Source organism: Actinacidiphila acidipaludis (assembly GCF_019890725.1).
Taxonomy (GTDB): Bacteria; Actinomycetota; Actinomycetes; order Streptomycetales; family Streptomycetaceae; genus Actinacidiphila; species Actinacidiphila acidipaludis.
This window is the reverse complement of record NZ_JAINZZ010000011.1, coordinates 54,080-78,539: the sequence shown is the minus strand read 5'-3', so window position 1 is coordinate 78,539 and position 24,460 is coordinate 54,080. Positions and strand designations below refer to the sequence as shown.

The 24,460-nt window shown below is 73.6% G+C and carries 20 protein-coding genes; 10 read left to right on the top strand and 10 right to left on the bottom strand.

The genetic code is table 11. The features are described 5' to 3' along the window. Nucleotides 1–117 precede the first annotated feature (117 nt). The gene (locus K7862_RS12525; RefSeq protein WP_222962593.1) at nucleotides 118–1,137 is read left to right on the top strand and encodes a LacI family DNA-binding transcriptional regulator; all 1,020 of its coding nucleotides are present in this window, start codon (nucleotides 118–120) and stop codon (nucleotides 1,135–1,137) included. 12 nt (nucleotides 1,138–1,149) lie between these two features. On the opposite strand, the gene K7862_RS12520 is transcribed toward K7862_RS12525, so the two are convergent. Next, on the bottom strand, nucleotides 1,150–2,151 hold the full coding sequence (locus tag K7862_RS12520) for a zinc-dependent alcohol dehydrogenase family protein (RefSeq protein WP_222962647.1): 1,002 nt from the start codon (nucleotides 2,149–2,151) through the stop codon (nucleotides 1,150–1,152). A gap of 397 nt (nucleotides 2,152–2,548) precedes the next feature. Here K7862_RS12520 and K7862_RS12515 point away from each other — a divergent pair, with 397 nt between their 5' ends. Both K7862_RS12515 and K7862_RS12510 read left to right on the top strand, forming a co-directional pair. Continuing rightward, a complete protein-coding gene (locus tag K7862_RS12515) occupies nucleotides 2,549–3,460 on the top strand; it encodes a MurR/RpiR family transcriptional regulator (protein ID WP_222962592.1) in 912 nt (303 codons plus the stop codon). Nucleotides 3,461–3,721: 261 nt separating this feature from the next. Next, entirely contained in the window at nucleotides 3,722–5,179 is a 1,458-nt protein-coding gene (locus tag K7862_RS12510) for a hypothetical protein (protein WP_222962591.1), read from the top strand. Nucleotides 5,180–5,299: 120 nt separating this feature from the next. On the opposite strand, the gene K7862_RS12505 is transcribed toward K7862_RS12510, so the two are convergent. Then, nucleotides 5,300–8,599, bottom strand: a complete 3,300-nt coding sequence (locus tag K7862_RS12505; RefSeq protein WP_504740052.1) for a TIM-barrel domain-containing protein — start codon at nucleotides 8,597–8,599, stop codon at nucleotides 5,300–5,302. Between the two features lie 350 nt (nucleotides 8,600–8,949). Beyond that, nucleotides 8,950–9,717 carry a type I methionyl aminopeptidase gene (gene map / locus K7862_RS12500; protein WP_222962590.1) on the bottom strand — a complete coding sequence of 256 codons (768 nt, stop codon included), beginning with the start codon at nucleotides 9,715–9,717 and terminating at the stop codon, nucleotides 8,950–8,952. 60 nt (nucleotides 9,718–9,777) lie between these two features. Here map and K7862_RS12495 point away from each other — a divergent pair, with 60 nt between their 5' ends. The 3 genes from K7862_RS12495 to K7862_RS12485 all read left to right on the top strand — a co-directional run bounded on the left by K7862_RS12495 (nucleotide 9,778) and on the right by K7862_RS12485 (nucleotide 11,848). Next, nucleotides 9,778–10,062, top strand: a complete 285-nt coding sequence (locus K7862_RS12495) for a helix-turn-helix domain-containing protein (protein WP_222962589.1) — start codon at nucleotides 9,778–9,780, stop codon at nucleotides 10,060–10,062. A gap of 111 nt (nucleotides 10,063–10,173) precedes the next feature. Then, nucleotides 10,174–11,088: a hypothetical protein gene (locus K7862_RS12490; RefSeq protein ID WP_222962588.1), complete on the top strand. Its 915-nt coding sequence runs from the start codon at nucleotides 10,174–10,176 to the stop codon at nucleotides 11,086–11,088. Next, complete coding sequence (locus K7862_RS12485) at nucleotides 11,081–11,848, top strand: hypothetical protein (RefSeq protein WP_222962587.1); 768 nt, start codon at nucleotides 11,081–11,083, stop codon at nucleotides 11,846–11,848. The genes K7862_RS12490 and K7862_RS12485 overlap by 8 nt, the downstream gene beginning before the upstream one ends. 57 nt (nucleotides 11,849–11,905) lie before the next feature. Here K7862_RS12485 and K7862_RS12480 read toward each other — a convergent pair whose 3' ends face one another. Next, the gene (locus K7862_RS12480; RefSeq protein WP_222962645.1) at nucleotides 11,906–12,454 is read right to left on the bottom strand and encodes a YciI family protein; all 549 of its coding nucleotides are present in this window, start codon (nucleotides 12,452–12,454) and stop codon (nucleotides 11,906–11,908) included. Nucleotides 12,455–12,801: 347 nt separating this feature from the next. Between K7862_RS12480 and rsgA the strand changes: the two genes are divergently transcribed. After that, nucleotides 12,802–13,914, top strand: a complete 1,113-nt coding sequence (gene rsgA, locus K7862_RS12475; RefSeq protein WP_222962586.1) for a ribosome small subunit-dependent GTPase A — start codon at nucleotides 12,802–12,804, stop codon at nucleotides 13,912–13,914. A gap of 181 nt (nucleotides 13,915–14,095) precedes the next feature. Here the strand turns inward: rsgA and K7862_RS37480 are convergent, their stop codons facing one another. Beyond that, on the bottom strand, nucleotides 14,096–14,227 hold the full coding sequence (locus tag K7862_RS37480; RefSeq protein ID WP_262413025.1) for a hypothetical protein: 132 nt from the start codon (nucleotides 14,225–14,227) through the stop codon (nucleotides 14,096–14,098). 265 nt (nucleotides 14,228–14,492) lie between these two features. Then, on the bottom strand, nucleotides 14,493–15,527 hold the full coding sequence (locus K7862_RS12470) for a LacI family DNA-binding transcriptional regulator (protein ID WP_222962585.1): 1,035 nt from the start codon (nucleotides 15,525–15,527) through the stop codon (nucleotides 14,493–14,495). A gap of 319 nt (nucleotides 15,528–15,846) precedes the next feature. Here K7862_RS12470 and K7862_RS12465 point away from each other — a divergent pair, with 319 nt between their 5' ends. Next, nucleotides 15,847–16,275 (top strand): PPOX class F420-dependent oxidoreductase, encoded by a 429-nt coding sequence (locus tag K7862_RS12465; RefSeq protein ID WP_222962584.1) that lies wholly within the window; start codon nucleotides 15,847–15,849, stop codon nucleotides 16,273–16,275. Between the two features lie 71 nt (nucleotides 16,276–16,346). On the opposite strand, the gene K7862_RS12460 is transcribed toward K7862_RS12465, so the two are convergent. Beyond that, nucleotides 16,347–16,832 carry a DUF456 domain-containing protein gene (locus K7862_RS12460; RefSeq protein ID WP_222962583.1) on the bottom strand — a complete coding sequence of 162 codons (486 nt, stop codon included), beginning with the start codon at nucleotides 16,830–16,832 and terminating at the stop codon, nucleotides 16,347–16,349. Between the two features lie 233 nt (nucleotides 16,833–17,065). After that, the gene (locus K7862_RS12455) at nucleotides 17,066–18,055 is read right to left on the bottom strand and encodes a helix-turn-helix domain-containing protein (RefSeq protein ID WP_222962582.1); all 990 of its coding nucleotides are present in this window, start codon (nucleotides 18,053–18,055) and stop codon (nucleotides 17,066–17,068) included. Between the two features lie 2,654 nt (nucleotides 18,056–20,709). On the opposite strand from K7862_RS12455, the gene K7862_RS38200 reads away from it, so the two are divergent. Continuing rightward, nucleotides 20,710–21,633, top strand: a complete 924-nt coding sequence (locus K7862_RS38200; protein WP_308011946.1) for a protein phosphatase 2C domain-containing protein — start codon at nucleotides 20,710–20,712, stop codon at nucleotides 21,631–21,633. A gap of 221 nt (nucleotides 21,634–21,854) precedes the next feature. Continuing rightward, nucleotides 21,855–22,220 carry an ATP-binding protein gene (locus K7862_RS12445; RefSeq protein ID WP_372461561.1) on the top strand — a complete coding sequence of 122 codons (366 nt, stop codon included), beginning with the start codon at nucleotides 21,855–21,857 and terminating at the stop codon, nucleotides 22,218–22,220. Nucleotides 22,221–22,355: 135 nt separating this feature from the next. On the opposite strand, the gene K7862_RS12440 is transcribed toward K7862_RS12445, so the two are convergent. Continuing rightward, nucleotides 22,356–23,423, bottom strand: a complete 1,068-nt coding sequence (locus tag K7862_RS12440; RefSeq protein ID WP_222962580.1) for a DUF2637 domain-containing protein — start codon at nucleotides 23,421–23,423, stop codon at nucleotides 22,356–22,358. Nucleotides 23,424–23,600: 177 nt separating this feature from the next. Continuing rightward, nucleotides 23,601–24,395, bottom strand: a complete 795-nt coding sequence (locus K7862_RS12435; RefSeq protein ID WP_222962579.1) for a (2Fe-2S)-binding protein — start codon at nucleotides 24,393–24,395, stop codon at nucleotides 23,601–23,603. Between the last annotated feature and the right edge of the window lie 65 nt (nucleotides 24,396–24,460).

Genomic DNA, 24,460 nt, shown 5'->3' with positions numbered 1-24,460 from the left:
CGTCATCGCCGAAATTTGCTGCGCGCTGTGACGCTAAGGTCCACTCGTGGAGGGGTCAACCCTCCCGGCTCGGGTTATTCAAGCGTTACCTGGAGATGTGTCGTACGCTGCCGTGCCATGGATGACGAGGAGCGGCCCGCGAAAGTAACCCTGGCTCAGATCGCCGAAACTGCGGGGGTCTCCGTCCCGACAGTTTCGAAGGTCCTCAACGGCAGACAGGACGTTTCCCCGCACACCCGGCGCAAGGTCGAACGGCTGCTGGAGGCCCACGGCTACCGGCGCAACGCCCGATCGGCTCCCGAGGCGCCGCTGATCGAGATCGTCTTCCACGAGCTGGACGCGATCTGGGCGATGGAGCTGATCCTCGGCGTCGAGAAGGTCGCGCGGGACAGCGGCGCCGGCGTCGTGCTCACCGAGAGCGGCACTCGGCACGCCCCCGGCCCGGAGTGGATCGAGGGCGTGCTGCGGCGGCGCCCGCTGGGTGTGATCCTGATGTTCTCGGCGCTGCCGCAGGAGTACAAGCAGCAGCTCAGGGCGCGTTCCATCCCGTTCGTGATCATCGATCCGGCCGGCGACCCGGCGCCCGACGTCCCGTCGGTGGGCTCGGCGAACTGGTCCGGCGGACTGGCCGCCACCCGGCACCTCATCGACTGCGGGCACCGGCGGATCGGCATCATCACCGGGCCCGAGGACATGATGTGCTCGCTGGCCCGGCTCGACGGCTTCCGCTCGGCCATGGCGACGGCCGGCCTGGAGGTCGACCCGGCACACATCGCCCACGGCGACTTCCACGTCGAGGGCGGCTACGACCGGGCCCTGGCCATGCTGGAACGCCCCGGCCGGCCCACCGCCATCTTCGCCGGCAGCGATCTGCAGGCCATCGGCGTCCTGGAGGCGGCGAGCAGTCTGGGCCTGCGCACACCGCACGACCTGTCGGTGGTCGGCTACGACGACGTCGCCGTCGCCAAATGGTCGCGGCCCGCCCTGACCACCGTCCACCAGCCGCTGCGGAAGATGGCCGAGGCGGCCTCCGAGATGCTGCTGCGGCTCCAGGCCGGGGTGACCACCACGACCCGGATGGAACTGGCCACCAGCCTGGTGGTCCGCAAGAGCACCGCACCGCCGCCGGCCGCGTGAGAGCCCGGGGCCTCAGTCCGGCTCGGCGACGCGCAGCACCGCGGCGCCGTTGACCCGGTCGGCGAACAGATCGTCGAGGGCGGCGTCGGCCCTGGTGAACGGGTAGACCTGCACCGTGGGTGTCACCCCGTGCCGGCCGGCCGCGGCCAGGAACTCCCGCCCGTCGTCACGGGTGTTGGCCGTCACGCTGCGGACCGTCCGCTCGCGGAACAGGTGCCGCTGGTAGTCCAGCGACGGGATCGCCGACAGGTGGATGCCCGCGATGCTGAGGGTGCCGCCGCTGCCCAGCGCCTCCAGCACCACCGGGACCAGGTCGCCGACCGGGGCGAAGAGGATCGCCGCGTCCAGGGGCGCGGGCGGCGTGGCCCCGGAGTCCCCGGCCGAGGTGGCGCCCAGCTCCAGGGCGAGCCGCTGGGCGGCGGGGGAGCGGGTGAAGACATGGACCTCGGCGCCCTGGGCGATCGCCAGTTGCGCGGTGAGATGAGCGGACCCGCCGAACCCGTAGACGCCGAGCCGGCCGCCCTCCGGCAGCTCGGCCCGCCGCAGCGCCCGGTAGCCGATGATGCCCGCGCACAGCAGCGGCGCCAGCTCCTCGTCGCGGTAGCCGGCCGGCAGCTCGTACGCGTAGGCCGCGGGCACCACCACGTACTCGGCGTAGCCGCCGTCGGCGTCCCAGCCGGTGTACGCCGAGTACGGGCACAGGTTCTCCTGCCCGTGGGTGCAGTAGCGGCAGGTGCCGCACGTGCTGCGCAGCCACGGAACGCCGACCAGCGTGCCGGGCGCCGGCCCCGCGGTCTCCCCGCCCGCCGCGACGACCGTGCCGACCGCTTCGTGCCCGGGCACCACCCGGTCCCGGTGCGGCGGCAGATCCTGGTCGCGGACGTGCAGGTCGGTCCGGCAGACGCCGCAGGCCCGCACCCGGACCAGCACCTCGCCCGGACCCGGCCGGGGCACGGGCAGCTCGGCGGCCTCGATCGAGCCGCGCCGGTCCGCGCGTGCCACCCACGCCCGCATCGTCGCCGGAACCCCGTCGCCCATGAGCCTCGCCTCCGCCCCGTACGTCCTGCCCCTCGCCCCTGCTTCTTTCCCCTGCCTCTTTCCCCTGCCTCTTTCCAGGATCGGCCCATCCGCCCGGGGCGGCATCGGCGGGCGGACGGGCCGATGCCGCCCCGGGGCTCGGGCACGCCGGAACCGGCCCCAGGGCTCGGGCGCGGCGGGCCGGCCGCTGAATGGCCGAATTGGTAGAACCGGTGCGATCCGAATGCCATAATCGCGCCACTCAGGGGCCGAAGGCCGACGGTCGACCGCACCGCCCGCACCGACCGCCCGCACCGGCGCCCGCGCCCACCGACCGCCGGTACCACACACCCGACGGCCGCAGGGTCGCGGACACGAAGGACCAGGGAGCCGCATGGATGCCAAGGGCTTCGGCCAGGGGGCCGCGCGCTCGGACGTCACGGCGCTCATCCGGGCCGAACTGCCGCGCCTGACCGGCTCGTTGCGCAAGGTCGCCGACCTGGTCCTGGCCGATCCCGGCTCGGTGATCGGCTGCTCGGCCGCGGAACTCGGCCGGCGTACCGGGACCTCGCAGCCCACCGTCACCCGTTTCTGCCGCGCCGTCGGCCTGGACTCCTACCAGCACCTGCAGATCGAGCTGGCCCGCGAGGGGGCCCGCGGCGCCGAGGCCAACTGGGGCACCTCCGAGATAGGGCCGGACATCTCACCGGACGACGACCTGGAACGGGTCGTCACCGTCGTCGGCCAGGCCGATCTGGGCGCGGTGCAGCGGACGCTGGAGACCGTCGACCTCGCCGCGCTGGAACGCGCCGCGCAGGCCGTCGCGCGGGCCCGGCGGATCGACGTGTACGGCGTCGGCGGCAGCGGAGCCGTCGCGGTCGAGACCGAACTGCGGCTCTTCGGCATCGGCTGCGCGGTGCGCGGCTGGAACGAGGTGCACGCCGCCGCCACCTCGGCGGCCCTGCTGACGCCCGCCGACGCGGCCATCGGCATCTCCCACTCGGGATCGACCCGGGAGACGATCGAGCCCTTCGAGCTCGCCCGCGAGCGGGGCGCCACCACGGTCGCGATCACCGCCGACCCGAAGTCGCCGCTGGCCCGCGCGGCGGAGATCCGGCTCATCGCCACCACCGGGGAGACCAGCTTCCGCTCCGGCAGCATCGGGGCCCGGCACTCGGTGCTGGTGCTCATCGACTGCCTCTACGTCCGCGTGGCCCAGCTGACCTATCCGCGCGCGAGCGCGTCCATGGCCCTGACCGGGCACATCGCGAGCGGGCACGTGGCGAAGGGGCGCCGCGCGCGCTGAGCCCCCTCCCCGCGACGGGTTCCGCGCGGTCGCGCGACGCGCTCCGCGGGGTCTGCATGATGCATTCATCGGGTCTGCACATGATGGTTGTTTGAATCATCGGTGTCTGCCAGCATGTGTGCCGTCCGCCCGCGGCCGCGCGGGCCGCGGAGCTCCCTCGGAGAGCTCCGCCCTTTTCGCCGATGCCCCACACGCCGGCGCGCTTGACCGGATCTGCAGCCACCCCTCGTCGTACAGGCGTACCAACGATCGGAGTAGGCCATGTCAGAGATGTCAGAGCAGACACCCTCGTCCACCGGCACGTCTCGCCCGCTCGACCGCCGCACTCTGCTGCAGGCCGCGGGGCTGGGGGCCGGGGTGCTCGCCGCCGGCGGCCTGTCCGCCGGGCATGCCGCCGCGGACCCCGGCACCGGGACCGGCGCCCGCGCCTCCGCGGGAGGCAGGACCGCGGGCGCCACGCCCGCGGCGGCCCCTGCGGCCTCCGCCGCCTCCGCGGACCTCCCGCTGACCGGCGGCCCCGACTTCCCGATCGGGCTCTTCTGGCCGCCGCACCCCTTCGAGACCACCCTGGAGCGCTACCAGGAGATCAGCGACGCCGGATTCACCTTCCTGATCACCGGCAACTACCAGTTCGACGAGCAGAGCGGCGGCTGGGCGCTGAAGATGGCCGACCAGACCGGTCTGCGGGTGCTGATCGCCGGCGACCCGCGCATCGAGGCGATCGCCCACTACATGGCCGTCACCGACGACCGGAGCGTGCCGTCGTCGCTGACCACCTCCGACGCCACCGCCTGGGTGCGGGCCGCGCTCGGCAGCTACACCGGACACTCCTCGCTCGCCGGGTTCAACGTCTTCGACGAGCCGGCGCAGTCGCGCTTCCCCACCGTCGGCGCGCTCACCCGCATCGTCGGCCAGGTGGCGCCGAACCTCCTGCCGTACTCCAACCTCTGGCCCGGCAACGGCCCGGGGTACGCCGCCTTCGTGCAGGACTACATCGACACCGTCCGGCCGCCGCTGATCTCCTTCGACCGCTACCCGATCCTCAGTGACGGCATCGACCTCGACTACTTCGACAACTGGGCGATCTTCCGCGACGCGTCGCTGAAGTCCGGCCTCCCGGCGTGGACCTACGTCCAGTCGGTGGGCTACAACGGCCACCGGGTGCCGACCGCCTCCCAGCTCGCCTGGCAGGTCAACATCAGCCTCGCCTACGGCTGCAAGGGCATCCAGTACTTCACCTACTGGACGCCCGACCCGGCCCGCGGCGAGGGGTTCACGCAGGCGCTGATCAGCGTCGACGGCAAGCGCACCCCGCTGTACGGGGCGGCGAAGACGCTGAACCGGCACTGGCTGCAGCCGGTCGGCCGCCAACTCAAGCCGCTGGTCTCGGAGTCGGTGCAGCACGCCAACGACACCCCGCTGCCGCCCAGCGCCGTCGCCTTCACCGCCGGCGAGCACCTGACCTCCGCCACGGGGGACGCGGCGGTGCTCGGCATCTTCAGGTCCGCCCAGGACGACGGCACCCGGTACCTGCTCGTCGCCAACCGCGACCCGGACGCCGCCGCGACGGTCCACCTGGGCACCAACCCGGCGCACGTGGCGGGCGTCGACCGGTTCGTGCCCGCCGACGGCGGCTACCGGCCGGTGCGCCGGCCCGCCGTGCTGGACGTCGAACTCGACGCGGGCGGCGCGGTGCTGTACCGCCTGTCGCCGGGCTGACCCGGCCCGGCAGCCGGAACTACGAGGGCCCGCACGCGCGTCGCGTGCGGGCCCTCGTAGTTCCTGTCGCCGGCCGGGGGCCGGATCCCGTGCGGGACCCGGTCCCCGGCGGACCGGATGTCAGCGGAAGCTGACGGTGACCTTGGTGTGCACGTTGCGCGGCGGCAGCGTGACGGTCAGGGTGCGGGTGGCCGCGTCGTAGTGGTAGTCGGCCGGCGACAGCCGCCCGGTACCCGCCGAGACCGAGGTCGGCTCGTCGGTGCCGACGAGTGCGACCGTCCACTGGCGCGACGTCACCTGCCCGGCGAAGCCGCCGGCGGCGCCCGCGATGGTCAGCGTGTGCCCCGCGTCCGTCTCCTGGTAGCGGATCGCGGTCGTGGCGCTGTGGCCGTGCCCGGTGGCCGGCTTGCCGTCGTCCTCGTACAGGGTGGTCGAGCCGGAGCCGCCCGCGGCGACGGTCAGCGTGACCTTCGTCAGCGGCGCCTTGTCCTGTGCGGTGACGTTGCCGGTGCGGGTCGGGATGACGGCCCCGGCGCGGACGAACACCGGCATGGTGTCGAGACCCGAGGTGATGGTCTGCGTGGTGCCGCCCGCGTAGGTCCTGCCGGTGAAGTAGTCCGTCCACTGGCTGCCCGGCGGGAACCACACCGACGTGCTCGCCGTGGTCCCGGGCGTGGTGACCGGCGCGACCAGCATGTCGGAACCGTAGAAGTACTCGCTGTTCGCCGTCGTGTACGCCTGCGCCTCGTCCGGGTACTCCAGGTACATCGGGCGGGTCACCGGAACCCCGGTGGCGTTGGCCTCCTGCGCCAGCGAGTAGGTGTACGGCACCAGGTTCTCGCGCAGGTTGAGGAACTTGTCCGCGGAGGCGCGGGCCGCCGTGCCGTACTGCCACGGCAGCCGGTCGCTGTGGTTGCTGTGCAGCCGGTCGATCGGCTGGAACGTCGCGAGCTGCACCCAGCGGGCGTACATGTCGTCGGGCAGCTTGTGCGTGGTCTGCGTGGTGCCGCCCGAGGTGTAGGTCTCCGAACCCTTCAGGCCCGTCGTGTCGTTGTGGCCGCCGATGTCGTGGCTGATCGCCGACATGCCGGTCGCCGCGGCCTCACCGGGCGTGTAGCCGACCTCGGCCCGCAGCGTGCCCCACGTGGAGGAGGTGTCACCGGTGAAGTGGATCGTGGTGCGCTTGTCCGCCCACGGCCCGGTCGGCAGCCCCTGCTGGCCGCTGTACCCGCCGGCCTGCAGCGAACCGTAGGCGCGGGAGATGACGAACCCGCGGCCGATGGTCTTGTCCGCGTCGGTCGCGTACTGCTGGTTGATCCACGCGTCCGGGGTCACGCCCTGCAGCGAGGACTGCGAGTTGTCGCAGCACCAGTCCAGCCACCAGAAGTCGTTGCCCTGCTGGTCCATGGTCTGGTGCAGGTCCATGTACGCCTTGAGCTGGTCCGGGTCGCCCCAGTCGAAGGTGTAGCAGTCACCGGCGCCGCTCGCCGCGGCGCCCGAGCAACCGCCCTTCTGCAGCTTGCCCTTGGCCGTCGCCTGCGCCTGCGCGAACTGCGGGTCGGAACTGAGGATGCTCGGGTGGATGTTGAGCGTGTTGTGCAGGCCCTGCGAGGCGGCCCAGTCGAAGAACGCCTTCGGATCGGGGAACTTGCTCTGGTCGATCTCCCAACCGCTCCAGGTGTTCGGCGACTTGAAGTCGGTGTCGGTGACCAGGACGTCCAGCGGCACGCCCTCGGAACGGAACGCCGGCAGGATCGTGTTCTCGTAGTCGGCGGCCGTGCGGTCGAAGTACTCCGAGTACCAGACGCCGTAGGCCCACTCGGGCAGCAGCTCGGCCAGTCCGGTCAGTGTCGACAGGTCCGACAGGGCCTGCTTGTAGTCGTGGCCGTACCCGAAGACATAGCCGTCCTGGTACGGCGAACCCGGCGTCGCCGGACGCTGGGTGACCTTGCGGGTGGCGGTGTCGTACAGCGCCGAGCCGGTGTCGTCGAGCAGGTACCAGCCGTCCTTGTACAGCAGACCCGGCGTGGTGGCCGGGGCGCCGTTGTCGCCGTTGAACCCGTCCAGGCTGCGGCGGTAGCCGCCGAGCGCCAGGTGCGGCTGCGGGGCCTGCGCGCCGGTCGCGGTGACGCCGAGCGTGTCGAGGTTGATGTGGCAGCTCGTGGCGTCCGGGCAGCCGAGGGTGATGTCGTCGGCGCCCGCGGTCAGCGTGACCGGGACCGACGCCGTCTGCCAGGTGTCCCAGCTGCCGGTCGCCGGCAGGGAGAGCGTCCGGGTGGTGCCGCCCGTGGTCACCGAGGCGGTGCGCGTCTGGTTGAGGCCGTCACCGCCCTGGGAGTTGGCGTACCGCACCTGCAGCGCGTACGTCCCGTCGGCCGGCACCCCCACGATGTGCGCGGACACGCTCGAACCCTGGTTGAGCTCGGCGAGGAACCCGGTGCCGGAGTAGGAGCCGTGGTCGGTGGCGACCTTCGCCGAGCCCGCGATGCGCGCGGCCTCGGCCTCGCAGCTCACCCCGAAGCGGCAGTCGGTGATCGCGGTCGACGCGGTCGACGGGAAGGCGGCGCCCGGGTTCACCAGGGCGACGCTGTCGACGTTGACGTTGCCCGAGTCGGTCGCGGTCCTGGACAGGGTGACGGTGTGGTGGCCCGCCGGGAGCTGCACCGAACTGGTCGCCAGCTTCCAGGTGTTCCAGTCGCCGGTGGGCGGCAGCGAGACGGTCTGCGCCGCGCCGCCGTCCACCGTGAGGGTCAGGGTGCGGGTGGTGTTCTGGCCGTCCCCGCCGACGGCGTTGGCGTAGCGCGTGTCGAACTGGTAGGCGCCCGCCGTGGGGACGTCGACCGTGGCCGACATGGAGCTGCCGGAGCCCTGGAAGCCGGCGACGAAGCCGGCGCCGGTGTAGCCCGTGTGGTCGGTGGCGACGCTCACTCCGCTGGACGGCAGGCGCTCGGCCTCGCACAGCGCCCCGACACCGCAGGTCAGTTGCTGCCAGGGGGTGGCGGTCACCGGTGAACCGCCGGCGGTCAGCCGCACCGTCAGGTTCTGGGCGTCGAACGGCCCCGAACCGACCTGGTAGCGCAGGGTCATGGCGTCCGTGGTGATCGTCAGCCACCCGTCGGACGTGCTCGTGGTGTACGACGCCGGGGCGAAGCCGTCGCGGCCGACGGCGTTGAACGTCGCCGCGTCGGTGAACGTGCCGTCCTGCGCGTACTCGGTGCGGATGAGCGTCGGGGACAGCACCTCGAACCGCGCGTCGCCGGAGGTCACCGTCGGAATCCGGGGGTGGGCCGTGTCAGGCGCGGTCGCCGACACCTGTCCTGCGCCGGCCATCGTCATGGCCGCCAAGCTGCCGGCGACGGCGGCGACCGTGGCCCGCCGTCGCAGGGCGTGGCGCGTGCGCCTGGCTGAACTTCCTCTCACGGACAACTCCGTTCTGAAGCAGGGCCTTTCGGCCCGCGTCGTGAGCCGTGCCGGTGCGGGCACCGGCGCTGGTGTTCCGCCCACCCACCCCCTATGACAGCGTTGTCAGAGCGCCGGTCACCCGGATCCGGCAGCGATCGGTCCGAACTCGGCGGCGCAGGGGGTGCGACAGGGAGGTGCGGCCTGCCGGCGGGCGTTTCATCGTTGTACAACTCGCACGTGGCATGACAGCACACGGCCTGGCCGGTGTCCATGTCTCCGGCGAACAACGTGAGAAGCGGGTGAGAAGCGGGTGACAAAAGGAATGGCCGGCCGCGCGCGGCTCACGGGCGATCGCCGAGGGTTTTCGCTCACGGCAGCGTGAGGACGCGGGGGCCGTCGGCGGTGATGGCGACGGTGTGCTCGATGTGGGCGGCGCGGCTGCCGTCGGTGGTCCGGAGGGTCCAGCCGTCCAGGTCGGTGCGGTAGTCGTTGCGGCCGCCCGCCATGAACATCGGCTCCAGGGCGAGCGCCAGGCCGTGACGCAGCGGGAAGCCGCGTCCTGGGCGGCCGTGGTTGGCGACGTGCGGGTCCTCGTGCATCCGGCGGCCGATCCCGTGGCCGCCGAAGTCGACCGGCATGCCGCACCCGGCCTTGCGGGCGATCCTGCTGATGGCGTGCGAGATGTCGCCGATGCGGTGGCCGACGGTGGCCGCCGCGATGCCGGCGTCCAGCGCCTGCTGGGTGGCCGCGATGAGTTCGACGTCCGCCGGGCGGGGCGTGCCGACGGTGAAGCTGATCGCGGCGTCGCCGGTCCAGCCGTCGAGCTCGGCGCCGCAGTCCACGCTGACCAGATCGCCGTCCCGCAGGCGGTAGTCGTCCGGGATGCCGTGCACGACGGCGTCGTTCACCGAGGCGCAGATCACGGCGGGGAACGGGACCGGGGCGAAGGACGGCCGGTAGCCCAGGAACGGGGAGCGCGCGCCGGCCTCGGCGAGAACGCCGCGGGCGGCTTCGTCCAGCTCGCGCAGGCGGACTCCCACGGCTGCCGCCGCGCGGGCGGCCTCGAGCGCGTGGGCCACGACCCGCCCGGCCTCCCGCATCTTCTCCAGTGCCGCGTCCGTCTTGATCTCCACCATGGCCGTACTCCCTGCGAGGCGATGTCACCCAATACTTATACCGGTATTAGTATCACGGGCATGGTGAGAGTTCCTCTGAGCCCGCAGGAACGGCGACGCGGAGAGCGCTTCGGAACCCTGCTGCGCCAGGCCCGCGGTGACCGCAGCATGGTCGAGGTCGCGGCGGCCGCCGGGGTGTCCGCCGAGACGCTCCGCAAGATCGAGACCGGCCGGGCGCCGACCCCCGCCTTCTTCACCGTGGCGGCCCTGGCCCACGCGCTGAACCTGTCGCTGGACCAGCTCGCCGCCGCGTGCGCCGAGGACGCCGTGGACGCGGAAGGGGGCGAGCGGGCCATGACGGCCTGACCGTCACCCCTCCGGCCTGCGACGACGCCCGCGGCGGTGCCGACCTGGGCAACGATTCCCGGCGGCCCTCGCCCGCGCGCGGGCCGGAGCCCGCTGTGCTGTACTGGCGGGGTGGATCGCAAGCACCCCCTGGCGGGCGTCACACGGTCCGGGCGGTCCGGTGCGGCTGCCCGCGACGACGCGCGGGCCCGTCAGGCGGAACAGATCCGCGAACGGGTCCGGCTGATGATCGAGATCACCGCCCGGGCCGGCGCCTACCGCAAGGGCCTGGTCGCGGCGACCCGCCGGCTCAGCCCCGAGGAGGCGGTGATCCTCTCGGACCTGGAGCGGCACGGCATGCAGGTCCCGCAGCTCCACGACGTGCTGTGCGGCGGCCACGTGCTGGTCGACGACCCGGCGCTGTACGACGGTTGGAAGTTCGACGGGCTCAGCCGGCCGCGGCTGTCCAGCCACCACCGCGACATCGACAAGACCCGCTACCCCGACATCGGGATGCGCGGCCACGTGGTGCGGGAGAAGCTGCACGGACGCACCGCGCAGGGCACCTGGGTCCAGCTGGAGAAGACCCCGGCCGCGTTCGGCAAACGCAAACTGCCCGGGCCGGACGACCTCAAGCACCTCATGGACTACGTCGTCTACCGGGTCACCCGCAGCAACGTCGGCCCCTGGGGCCTGTCCCGGATGACCGAGCGGCACCCGATGTACCTGGCGCCGGTGGTGGCCACCTCGACGTCCCTGTCGCCGCCCGTCGCACGCGCGCTGACGGCGGCCCTGCGCCGGATCGAGGAGGACGACGACGTGACGTCCGTGTCCCAGGACCTGGCCGTCCGCTTCCCGCCCCCGGACCGGCAGGACCTGGCCGGCGAGCTGGGCCAGGCGCTGACCGAGCGGGGCGGGCGCGGCCTGTTCGGCAACTCCGAGGTGTGGGTGACCGAGACGCCCTCGCTCGTCGCCGCCCAGGTGCTCGCCGAGTCCCACCAACTGCCAGGGCAGGGGTCGACGCGAACGGGAGGCGCAGATGAGTGACGAGCAGCCGCCGCCGGGATCGGGGGCGCAGAACCCGGGCCAGAGCCCGGGGGCGGCCTCACTGCCGACCGGACTGGTGTCCGCCGTCGTCAGCCTGGTGAATACCGGGCCGGTGCTGCTCGGCGCCTACACCATCGCCGAACTCACCGCCGTCGACGCGATCGTGGACTTCCTGGAGGCCCGGCCCTCCGACGAGGTGCTGGCCGAGGCCGTGCGCTCGCTGGCCGCCCGCGAACTGCTGCTGGCCGGTTCGACCAGCGAGCAGGTGCAGGTCCGCGGCGACCTCGGGATCGCCGTGGCCTTCCAGCAGCGGGCCCGGACCGTGCTGGACGCCCGCGCCACCGGGACGCAGGCGGGCGAGCCCTGGCGGATCCTGCTGCTGCCGCAGCCCGAGCGGATCTGCATGATGGTCCGCATCGACGCGCTCGGCGTCCACCAGATCGGCCTCTACACCATGGACCAGGCCCTGGACATCCTCACCGAGTGGCTCCCCACCGGCTCGTCGCCGGACGGCGGGCGCGAGGTGGACGGCGACGCGCTCCTCGCCGACGCCGAACGGTCGGCCCTGGTGACGGTGATCGACTACACGGCCGAGGGCTCGGCCGAGATCGCCGGCGACACCACCGACATGGTGCTCTCCCGCAATGACGGCCGCCTGCACATCCTGACGCGCGACCCGGACGCCCCCCAGCGGCTCCTCCGCACCGGCCCCCAGGGCAAGGACGCCGTCCGCGACCGCGTCGCCGCGCTTCTGCCGTAAGGCCTCCGCGGTTGTGGCCGGTTGAAGGCCGCCCGGGGATCTCCCGTGCGGCGGGCACTACTGGCGGCCGCCGAACTGCCAGTCGTGGACCTCGACGGAGGCGTACGCCCCGGCGGTCAGGACGGTGCGGGCGGTGGCCGCGTCGGGTGCGCGGAGCAGGACCGCCGTGCCCAGCCAGGTCGTCGCGTCGTCCGACAGCAGCGGGCCGTAGGCGATCAACTCGTCTGGCTCGGCGGGCGGTTCGAGATCGGCGCCCGCACCCTCGCCGAGACCGAGCACGAAGTAGCGGTTGCCGCCGGTGCGTCCGCCGGAGAACTCCCACATCGTGCGCCCGAGCAGGTTGCGCCACCGCCGCACCATGACGTCCCGGTACGCGCCGGCCTGGTAGCACGGCTCCCGGAACGCGAACTCCCGCGCGGCCGCCGGGTCCGGCAGGTCGAGGACGTGCACGCTGCCCGTCGCCACGTCGAGTTCGCGGTCGATCGTCGGCCCGCGGGCGATCATCTCCTCGGCGAAGCCGTCCATGTAGGACCAGTGGTCCTCCAGCAGCGCGTCGCGCAGCCCCTCGGAACCGGGCCGGTCGCGGTGGTAGCAGAAGAACTCCATGCCCGTACTCTCCACCATCGGCCCGCGTCCACCTTCCCTGGGTCGGCGCACCAGGGGAGGCGGGTGGCGCTCACCAGCGGCCGGTGCACGTGCGGTCCATAAATCGGTGGCGCCCCGCAACCGGACCCGCTAACGTCCCAAGTGTTCCCGCGGGAGCCGTTCCGGCCACCGTGTCGGCCGTTGATGTGATCCGGGAGGTGTGAACCGATGGCTGTCTTCGTGATGGGCGCTGCCCGCTCTCAGCAGATCGTTTCCTCTCCCGTGGTCTCCGGCTGACCCACCTTCCCTCTCTTCTGCCGCGCCGCTCGCGCGCGGACGCCGGGGCCGCCCCTGTCGAAGGGTTCCCCTTGTCTTTCTCATTCCGTGACGCCTCCTCGCACGCCCTCGTCCCCTACGGCTGGGACGACGTGTGGGAGGCGGAGTTCGCACCGTACGCCGCGCAGGGGCTCGTGCCCGGGCGGGTGGTGCGGGTGGACCGCAACGCGTGCGACGTGTTCACGCCCGACGGAACCGTCCGCGCCGACACCTCGCTGGTGATGCCGCCCGACCCGATGCGCATCGTCTGCACCGGGGACTGGGCGGCGGTCGACCCGGCCGGCGCCGATCCCCGTCTGGTGCGTGAACTGCTGCCGCGCCGCAGCCAGTTCGTGCGCTCGACGTCGTCCAAGCGGTCCGAGGGCCAGGTGCTCGCGGCCAACGTCGACCACGCGGTCGTCTGCGTGTCGCTGGCGGCCGAACTGGACCTCGGGCGGCTGGAACGGTTCCTGTCGCTGGCCTGGGAGAGCGGCGCCGAGCCGCTCGTGGTGCTGACCAAGGCCGACCTGGTGCCCGACGTCACGTACCTGCTCGCCGACGCCGAGGCCGCCGCCCCCGGCGTCCAGGTGGTGGTGGCGAGCGCGGCCACCGGCGAAGGGCTGGACGTCCTCGCCGCGGTCCTGGGCGGCGGCACCGCGGTACTCCTCGGCCAGTCCGGCGCGGGCAAGTCCACGCTGACCAACGCCCTGACGGGCGCGTACGCACAGGAGGTGCAGGCCATCCGCGACGCCGACGGCAAGGGCCGGCACACGACCACCACGCGCGACATGCTGCCGCTGCCCGACGGCGGGGTCCTCATCGACACCCCAGGGCTGCGCGGTGTGGGCCTGTGGGACGCCGAGTCCGGCGTCTCCCAGGTCTTCGCGGAGATCGAGGCGCTCGCCGCGGACTGCCGGTTCCAGGACTGCTCGCACCAGTCCGAGCCGGGCTGCGCGGTGCTGGCCGCGCTGGAGGACGGCACGCTGCCGCACCGCCGCCTGGACAGCTACCGCAAGCTGCTGCGGGAGAACGCCTGGATCGCCTCGCGCACCGACCAGCGGCTGCGCGCCGAGATGCGGCGCGAGTGGAAGCAGCGCTCGGCCGCCGGGAGGGAGATGTACGAACGCAAGAGGGGTGGCGGCGGCGGTCACCGCCGCGTCTACTGAGCGCGCCGCCGCGCCCGCCGCTTCATCGGATCAACCGATCAGCGGCGGGCGCGGCGACCGCCGAAACACCGGGAGACGGCGTCACCCCCTGGGGCACCCCCGTCCGGCACGTCGGGTCCGGCTCGTCAGGTCCGGCACGTCCCGTCCGGCACACCTCGTCCGGACCGTCCGGCCCGCCGCCTCATCCCGCGCCGCCGCGCCGTCCGGGGCGGCGGCGGACTCCGATCGGACTTCCCGCGCTCCAGAACGACCCGACGACGCCGGCGACCACGAGTGCGACGATCACGATCCCGAGAATGACGCTGTAGGCCATGTCGAACCCTCCTCGTATCCACGCGCGGCCTTCACCGCAGCACCACGTTCGCTGTCTGACCGTGACTTTCCCTTTGCCCGCCGTTTCCAACCGGCAACATCGGGATGTGTGTCGAACATGACCGTTCGACGAGGTGACAGCGGTGTCGCGTGAGGCCTGCGGGGGGTCTGTGGGGTCTGCGGGGGCCTGCGGACAGGGGTGAGTGATCAGCCGTCAGGAGGGCGCGGAACCGTGGAGGGCGTTCCGGCCGGGGGCAGCGGGGCCGTCAGGCCGAAGCCCGCACCACCAGTTGGGTCGGCGTGACGATCGAGGACAGAGCGGGCGACTCCTGCTGCCCCGGACCGGGGGAGACCCGGCGCAGCAGCAGACGGGCCATCATCCGGCCCATCTCCTCGATGTCCTGGCGGATCGTGGTCAGCGGCGGGTCGGTCCACTCGGCGACCGAGACGATGTCGTCGAAGCCGACCATCGCGACGTCCTCCGGGACCCGCACCCCGCGCGTCCGCAGAACCCGCAGCGCGCCCGACGCCATCACGTCGGAGGCCGCGAACACCGCGTCCAGGTCGGGGCAGCGGTCCAGCAGGTCCGCCATCGCCCGGGCGCCGCCCTCCGGCGTGAAGTCGCCCTCGATGATCATCCCCGGGTCGGTGCCGGGCAGCGCGTCCCGGAACCCCTCCAGCCGGTCGACGGACGCGGTCTGGTCCAGCGGCCCGGCGATGTGGGCGATCCGGCGCCGTCCGCCGTCGAGCAGATGACGCACCGCCTCGCGCGCGCCGCCGCGGTTGTCGCAGTCGACGTAGAGCGTGTCGGCGTCCGACCAGCCGGGTCGGCCGCCGATCACGGTCGGCACACCGGCCCGGCGGGCGAGCCCCGGCAGGGTGTCGTCGTCGTGCAGCGAGAAGAGCAGGGCGCCGTCGACGTGGCCGCCGGCCAGATAGCGGCCCACCCGCTCGTAGTCCGCCGCGCCCTCGGTCAGCAGCAGCACCAACTGGTTGTCGTGCGCGGTGAGTTCCTTGCTGATGCCCCGCACCTGCTGGGCGAAGAAGGGGTCGGAGAAGAAGCGCGTCTCGGGTTCCGCGACGACCACGGCGATGGCGTCGTTGCGGCGGGTCACCAGGGTGCGGGCGGCCTGGTTGGGCACATAGCCGAGCTCGTCGACCGCGCGCCGCACCCGCTCGGCCAGCGGGGCTCGCACGCCGTCACTGCCGTTGACCACCCGCGACGCGGTCGCCCGCGACACACCGGCCCGTGCGGCGACGGCCTCCAGAGTGGGACGGTGCGCCAGGCTCGGGTCGGACAACGGAGGGCTCCTTCACGCGCGGATAACAGAAATTCGGGGACCAATTTCTCGACGGGCACAGCGTATCCGGTCACCGGGCGCTGCGTGAGAGCGCTCTCTGACCCGGTTCAGCGGTTCTCCCCGTGTCCGCGGGCGGTTACGCCTCACCGGTCGCGAGCTGTTGTGCCGGGCCGGGCGGATGTCCCGCCCGGCGGCCGGCGGCGGTGCCGCGCCCTTTTTTGGGAAAGGGGTCCTACGACCAACGGCCCGGTTCCGGGCGCCGCGCCCTCTGGGTCCACCGCCCGATGCCGCGGACCCCACGGGGTGTGAGGCTGACGGTATGACGACGAACGACGCGAACAACCAGGGGACCCGGGCGGCGGGCGGCGGCAGGGCACTGCGCACCGAGCTGACCGACAACGAGCTGGCCTATCTGCGCGGGCAGCGCCTGGGCCGGCTGGGCACGGTGGACCGTGAGGGCCGCCCGCAGGTCAACCCGGTGGGCTTCTTCCTCCGTGCGGACGGCAGCGTGGACATCGGCGGCTGGCAGATGGGGAAGACCCGCAAATGGCGGAACATCGCGGGCAACCCGTATGTGTCGCTGGTCGTGGACGACGTGGCCTCGGTCAACCCCTGGAAGGTGCGGGGCGTGGAGATCCGCGGCACCGCCGAGCAGGTGGAGGGCCCCCACGACCACGGCGCGGGGCTGAGTCCCGAGCTCATCCGGATCCGGCCCTACAAGATCTTCGGGTGGGGGATCGAGGAGTAGGGGACGCTGGGCCACACCGGGCTTCACCGGGACGGGGGCGCGGCCGGGAGCGATGCGGGGGGCGGGGGGCGTCAGCTGATGATGACCGCGGCCAGCCACGTGCCCGTGACCAGGAGGCAGGCCATCAGTTCGACCAGGACCGATCCGCCGACGGCCCGCATGGCCCGGCGGGTCGCCGCCCACGCGGTGCGGTGGCCGCCGCCCAGCCGCACCCGCTCGCGGACGTAGAGGAACCCCACGAAACCCAGCACCCCGCCGATCACCGGCACCAGGAAGAACCCGGCGATCCCGAAAGCCCCCGCGGTGATCACGTTCCGCCAGCTCACGCCGGAGTCGCGGATGCGGCGGGACGGCATCAGCCACACCACGACCTGGCCCAGCGCCAGCACACCCGTCGCCACCGCCAGCACGGCCCAGTTCAGCCCCGTGTGCCGTAGCGTCGCCCACCACAGCAGGGCCGCCCAGCACAACAGCGTGCCGGGCACGCCGGGGGCCGACACGCCCACGAGGCCGAGCAGCATCACCGCGCCGATCAGCACCTCCTGTCCGGTCCCCATGAAGGCCACCCTGCCCGAATCACCTGCCGTCCGCCGCCCGGCGGAGGTCATCGCGACCTGGGCGTTATACGGCCGCACCGCGGCGGCGGGCCGTGCACGGCGGGCGTCACCCTCCGGCCGCGCGTAGGCCACCTCCGCGACAGCTCTCCGGGGTGCCTTCGCGCCCTCGGGGCCGGCACCCTCGTGGCCGAGCGCCCGTCACCCCCGGGCGCCGCCGCTCCCCGCCCGTCCCCTCACGACGGCTCGCGCGCGACCCAGCCCCGTTCGTACGCCTGCCAGCCGAGCTGCAGCCGGGTCGTCACGTCGGCGATCTCCATCAGCCGCTTCACCCGGCGCTGCACGGTCCGCAGGCCCAGATCGAGCTGCTTGGCCGCGGACGCGTCGGTGAGGCCGGCCAGCAGCAGGGAGAGGATCTGCAGATCCGTGCCGTCCGGCGCCTCGGCCGGATCCTCGGCGACGATGCCCGGCGCGCCCAGCCGCAGCGGCATGGCCTGCCGCCACACCCCTTCGAACAGGCCCATCAGCGACTCCAGCAGGCCGCTGGCGTGCACCACCAGCGCGGCGGGCTGCGCGCTGCGGCGGGTCAGCGGGACCATCGCCACGGACCGGTCCGCCACCACGAGCTTGGTCGGCACCCGGTCCACCACCCGTACCTGCTCGTCCCGGCCCAGCGCCGCGGAGAGCTCGGTGACACTGTTCGGGCCGGTCACGACGTCGCGCTCGACGACCACCCGGTACGCGACGCCCCGCCGGGCGGCGTCCTCCTCCGCCTCGTTCTCCAGCCCGCTGACGGCCATCGGCTTGTCCGTGACCAGCGCGCACACCTCGGTCTCGGCGCCGAACTGAAGCTGCAGGAAGCGCTGCGCGACGGCGTTCGCCCCGGTCACCACCTCCAGCAGGTCGTGTACTGCCGGCTCGGTCGCCTCGGCCCGGAACTCCTCCGCCAGCAGCGCCGCCGCCAGCTCCGCCTGCTCCAGCTCGTGGCGCTGGCGGGTCAGCAGCGCGGAGAGCGCGACGGCGGGCGGCGCCGCGACCCAGCGCCCCGGCCGGGCGGACGACTGCGCGACCAGCCCGTGCACCTCCAGCCGCCGCAGCAGCCGCGCCGTGTCGTCCTCGGCCAGGCCGAGCCGGTGCGACAGGTCGCCGACGTCCGCCGCGCCCAGACTGACCAGTGCGCGGTACGCCACTTCCTGTGCGTCGTCGAGACCTATGGCACTGAGCAACGACGTTCCCCCCTCGCTCGGCTTCGCCTGCGTGTTCACTGGTGGTGCCGCGATCATGCGTCCACCGGATGGCGGAAATGAGCCACGGCGGCTTTCCGCCGCGGTCATCTTCTCCTCTCCGCGGTGCGGCATGCCAGTGTGATCGTCACCGTCTCCGCGTATCGGCACGGCCTGCACGTGCCAACGGGGCGAGAGACGGGCACCGGGGCGGCCCTGGCTGTGGGGGCGGGGCCGGCCCCGGCGTTTCGCGTTTCCTCCCGGGCCCCGCGGTGGACAATAAGGGCATGAGCCAGCAGGGCGACGCGCACAGCGGTCAAGAGGAAGACTGGTGGCGGCAGTTGTACGGCGAGGACGCCGCCTCCGGTGCGCCGGGCGCTGCCCGCGGCGGGAACGGCCCCTCCGTCGACGAGCACTTCGACTCGGCGGTGGACGCGATGTCACCGCCGCCCCCACCGCGCAGCGAGACGATGCGGCTGCGCCGTCCGACCGCGCCGCCGCCGCCTCCCTCCTGGCCCCGCCCGACCCGCAACGTGCCACCCGCGCCGCGCGACCCCGAGCCGGCGCCCGGTGGCGGGGTGCCCGCGCAGGCGGGCGAGCGGGGCGCCGAAGGGTCGCCCGGCGGCGAGGTCGAGGAGGCGGCCCGGGGCACGTCGGAGGAGTGGCCGGGGGCCTGGGACTCCCCGGGCGTCCGGGACGAGCCGCCGGGGTGGAGACAGGATCGCCCCGATATCCCGCAGGGGCGGACCGCGGAGGCGGATGCCCGACGGGACGAGCGGTGGCGGGCGGACAGCGCTCCGGAATCCTCGACGGACGACGGCGCCGACCGGCGGCAGGCTGATGCCGCTCCGGATGTGCGGGGCCAAGGAGCCGAGCGGCCACGCCGGTTGTCGGACGAGGGCAGCGGCGACGTGCCGGTTCAGGCGTGGTACGGGGAGGTGCCGCAGCCGTCGCAGGGCGAGGACGTGCCGTATGCGCGCCGAGCGGCGGATGACACCCGGGCGCCGCTGAAGGACGCTGATTCGGGCGGGACTTGGGGCGAGGACGGGCCCGAACCGGCTGCGGACGATGTCGGGCCCGAGCCGGCCGAGTTCGAGGACGAGCAGGCCGGTGGGGTGGGGACCTGGGACCCGTGGGCCGCGCCGCCCACCTTCGGCCCGCCGCCGGAGCCCGCGCCGCCCGTCGAGGAGCCCGAGTCGCGGCCCTGGGACGTCTGGTCGGCACCGCCGACCTTCCCCGAACCGACGCGGGCTGCCGAACAGGAGAACGCGCCCGCCGCCCCGCCGGCCGCTCACGAACCGCCCCCCGCCCAGCCCTGGGCCGCCTGGGTCACTCCCCGCCCCCGTACGACACTGCCGCCCCCGACCGAGCCGACGGCCCCTTCGGCCGCGGAGAGTTGGGGCACACCGCAGGTGCCCGGCCACAGCGCCCCGTCTGCGGCCGAACCCGCACCGGACGCGGCGGAAAGGGCGCCGCAAGAGCCGGCATGGACGGACCGGGGCGCGCAGCCGCCCGTTCCCGAGTCCGAGGAAGCGGACGAGCCACCCGTCGAGTACCGGGACGAGCCGCGCGACGCGGGGCGGGAGACGTCGGCGGCGCCGGACGCCGCTGGGTCCGACTTCTGGTGGTCGGAGGGCAGGCAGGACACGTCGGCCGAGCCCCTTCCTGGGGGCCGGCGCAAGCCCGAACGGGAGAACGAGGGCCAGCCGGCTGGCGAATTCGGCCCCGCGCCCGAGGCCGAAGCCCGGGAAGGCGCAAAATCGACGTCGGCGGATGGGTCCGACGTTTGGTGGGTGGGACGCGGGACGGAGGCTCCGCCCGAGTCGGCTTCCGGGCACGGGACGGAGGCCGGGCGGGAGGCCGTCTCCGAGCCTTCCGCCGTGTTCGGTGCGGAGGCGGAGTCCGGCCGGGGTGTGTCGTCCGGGCCGGATGCCGGGTCCGAGGCGTGGTGGGCGGGGCGTCGGGACGATGGTTCGCCCGAGTCGGCTCCCGGGACCTGGGCCGAGCCCGAAGCCGTGGCGGAGAACCGGGGTGAGGCTGAGGTCGAGATCGGTGACAGACCGTCAGGAGCGCAACTCGACGACGAGGCCGAGCCGGTGGCGGCCGCCCAGGAGAATTCGCCCGCAGAGGCCGACGCACCGCACGGGTCCTCTCCCGAGGCTCACCCCATCGAAGCCGACTTGGCGAGCGGTGAGCAGGAAGCCGACCCGGAACCGCCCTCGGAGGCGGGAGTTGAGCCCGAGCACCCGGCGTCGGTCGAGCCGGAGACATGGAGGGCGGATCGTGGGCACGAAGCTCCGCCCGAACCGGCTGCGGACGCTGACCGCCAGGCCGAGGAGCCGCAGCCGGAAGCGCCGTTCGCCTCGGGCGCCGGCCCCGAGCCCCAGCCTGCGCCTGGTTCCGGTTCCGGGGCCGATCCAGCCGATCCGGGGCCGGAGGCAACGCACGGGACCAGCTCCGCGAGCGAGGACGTACAGCCCGAGTCCGGGCCCGAGACCGAGGTTGCGCGCGGCGCGGGATGCGTTCCCGAACCCCGGGACGGAGACGGGACGTCCGCGTCACAGCGGGAGGCTGCGGCCGCGTCCCCGCCTGCCGCCGACGAGAGCACGACGGAAGCGCCGACTCAGGGGCGGCCCACGCGCTTCGTGGAGGGGCCAGTGCGCTGGGCCCCGGAGCTGCCGCCGGGGTGGGTGGCGGCGGACGAGGCCGTGCGGGCCGGAATCGCCGGGCCGGAGGTGGGCGACCCCGAGGTGGTGGGCGGCCGCCCGCCGACGTACGGGGCCGAGCCGACGGCCTGGCCCGAGGCGGACCCGGACGGGCTGGACGGCCTCGTCCCCGACACCGTGCTCGACGGCGCCCGGTACGGCCGGCTCACCCTGCGCACCGTCTCGCTGCGCGGCGACTCAGCCCGGTACCGCGGTCAGCCCCGCAGGGACGCCCTGCTCACCGCGCGCTTCGGCGGCGGCGAGGACGCGTTGCTGCTCGTCGCCATGGCGAGCGGCGCGCGGGGGTCGGACGAGGCGCACCGCGCGGCGCAGGACACCGTGCGCTGGATGGCCGGAGCAGTGGGACGCAGCAGGGCCCGGCTGGCGGAGGATCTGCGGGCGGCCCGCCGTGGCTCGCTGAAGTCCGGGCTGCACCGGCTGACCGACCGCTGCTACGGCCGGTTGCGCGCCCGGGGTGAGGATCTGGGCCTGGAGGAGGGCGCCTACACCGCGTCCCTGCGCTGCCTCCTGCTGCCCGCCGATCCCGAGTGCCGGATCCGGCTCTTCTTCGGCGTCGGGGAGGGCGGGCTGTTCCGCATCCGCGGCGGGACCTGGCAGGACCTCGACCTGGCGCCCGACGAGGCCTCGGCGCCCTTCCGGTTCCGGGCGACCGTGGCCCAGCCGGGCGACGCTCTGCTGATGTGCAGCGACGGCCTGGCCGAACCCCTCAGAGGCGAGCCGCAGTTGTCGACGCACCTGGCGGCGCGCTGGGGTGGCGCAGCGGTCCCCGGCCTGGCGGCCTACCTCTCGGACGTCCAGACCCGCGTGAAGGGATACGCCGACGACCGTACGGCGGTGACCGTCTGGGACGCCTGAGCCCCAACTCGGTACCTCCGACGGGACATTCGTCCGACGTGTGGCAGGAGGCGGCCGCGTGTGCGCCGGGGCGCGGCAGGCAGTGGCCGGGCCGGGGAGTGGACGCACCCGAGGTGGGCATGCCTAGTCCAGTGAAGGAAGCACGGACAGAACGGGGGAGTCCGACGAACATCACGGGGCACCGGCTGCGACATTCGGTGGGGAAGGCCGACCTTCCCGCCGTGGCCGAGACGCGAAGACTGTTACGGGACAACCTGCGGCGGTGGGGAGTGCCGGCGCTCGTCGACACGGCGGAGCTGCTGACCACCGAGCTAGTCACCAACGCGCTGCGGCACACCGGGGGAGGGGCGGACCTGACCGCGACGCTGTCGCCCGGGCCGGGGAACCGGCTGCGCATAGAGGTGGGGGATTCGCTCACCCGGCGGCCCCCGGCGGGGGCGGCACAGGACGAGGCGAGGTCGGCCGCCGCCGGGGAGCACGGGACGTCCGGGCGCGGACTGCTGCTGGTCGAGGCGCTGTCCGACGCGTGGGGGGTGCGCCCCCGGGGCTCCGGGAAGGTCGTCTGGTTCGAACTCCGCGCCGCCTGAGGCTCCGTGCGCTGCCCGCGGGACGCACCCGGGGGCGGACGAAGGAAGCCCCCGCCCGAGCCGGCGGGGCCGGACGGGCGAGGGCGTGCCCGGCAGTCAGGCCGGGCGGAACTTCGGCGGGGACAGCGGCTGAGGTCAGCCGAACTGCCGCTCCATCTCGGCGAGTTTGCGCTCGAGCGAGTCCAGTCGCGGAAGCGTCATCGTGTCGTCCTCGGCCGTCAGGTCGACGGTGCCGGCGGAGGGTGCCGCGACCTCTTCACGGACGGGCTGCAGGGCCGGACGGCCCCGCACCGGCAGTTCACCCGCCGGCAGCTCCGGAGTCGCCACTATGGCAGGCTCCGATGCGGCCTGACCGGCGCCCGCCGAGCTGCCCGCCGGCAGCTCCACCTGGCGCCCGCCACGGCCGCCGCGCGGCCACGGGCGGTGCCCGCGGCTGAGCGCCTTGAGCTTCGCGCGCTCCATGCGCTCGTGGTCACGCCGCCGCATGGCGTTCTGCTCGCGCTGCAGCTTGTCCTCGCGGACCTCCTCGACCGCCTCGTCCAGCGACCGCACACCCTCCAGCAGCATCAGCGACCAGGCGGCGTACGTCTCGCGCGGCGCACGCAGCCACCGCACCATGCGGATCTGCGGCAGCGGGCGCGGCACCAGTCCCTGCTCCCGCAGGGCCGCCCGGCGGGTCTGCTTCAGGGCACGGTCGAAGAGCACCGCGGCCGACAGCGACATGCCCGCGAAGAACTGCGGCGCGCCGGCGTGGCCCATCCCGCGCGGCGCGTGCACCCAGTTGAACCAGGCGGCGGCACCCGCGAACAGCCACACCAGCAGGCGCGAGCCGAGGGCGGCGTCACCGTGGCTGGCCTCACGCACCGCGAGCACCGAGCAGAACATGGCGGCACCGTCCAGGCCGAACGGGACCAGGTACTCCCAGCCGCCGCTCAGCCCCAGGTTCTCCTGGCCGAAGCCGACCAGGCCGTGGAAGGAGAGCGCCGCGGCCACCGCGGCACAGCAGAACAGCAGCACATAGCTGGCGCTGCCGTAGAGCGCCTCCTTCTTGCGCCGACGCTGTTCGCTGCGCTCCCACGAGTCGGTGGTGGCGTCCTCACCGGACTCGCGCCGGTTGCGGACCACGAGGACGCAGGCCGCGAGCACGATCAGGCCGATGGCGGCCGAGACCGTCCAGTCCAGCGATATGTCGGTCATTCTCATGTGCGAATTCCTCGTGTCGCTTCCGTCGCGCTCGGGCCGCGGGACGGCTCACGGCCGACATCATCGCGAAAAGCGCGGATACGTGCAGACGTTATGGCGCAAGAGCACGCGTACGAGGAGCGTGCTCGAACTGTCGTGCCAGAACAGCTGAGTTGAGCGAGATCGTAGCGTGCGCGATCATCCCGCGTGCGCCGGGTGCCGCAACCGCGGGCCGTCCGTCGCGCGGGGGCAGCCGGCGCAGGTGCCGGAGGGGCTCACGGTGTAGAACAGGCAGCATGTGAGGCGGGTGCGCGCCGGGCCCCCGGGTGCCCGGGAGGCCGCTGAGCCGCCGGTGCCGAAGCGGGCGCCGGCCGGCAGCAGGGCGCGCAGTTCGGCGACCGCGCGGTCCTCCTCGCCGAGCAACCGCGCGATGTACCACAGCCCTTCGGCGACCTCGTCGGTCGCGTTGCGCCACAGGGTGCGCGGACCGCGCCGCACGTGCGGGGCGAACCCCCGCAGCACCGGCGTCAGATGCTCGGCCAGTGCCGCGCGCAACGCGCCGCGCAGCGCGTCCTCGGTGCGCACGGTCGCGTGCCGGCCGGGACCGCGCAGCACGGGGTCGCCCAGCAGTCCCGTCAACTGCCGTGTGTCGACGGCGAATCGGCCCGTCGCCGGGTGGAACGCCACGTCCTCGACGGGGAGTCGGGGCACCCGCCGGTGCAGGAACCACGGCACGGTGAAGAGCAGGCAGGCGGGCCAGAGGTAGCGGTGCAGTGCGAGGCCGGCCGCGACGTCGGGCCGCGGCGTCCGGCCGTGCTCCCCGGTGAGGCGGTCCGCGTCCCCGGCGATGAACGCGGTCAGCTCCGGGCCGCCCCGCGCCAGCTCCGCCGCACCGACCCAGCCGGGACCGCGCGGCGGTGTGCCGGCGGTCACATGCAGGCCCGGGAAGGCCGCCGACAGCCGTGCGTACGAGGAGGAGCAGGTCGCTGGCATGGTAAGGCTTACCTTAGCGATCACTGGTGGGGTTTAACCTAACGGCAGTACGCCGCCCGGGTGAC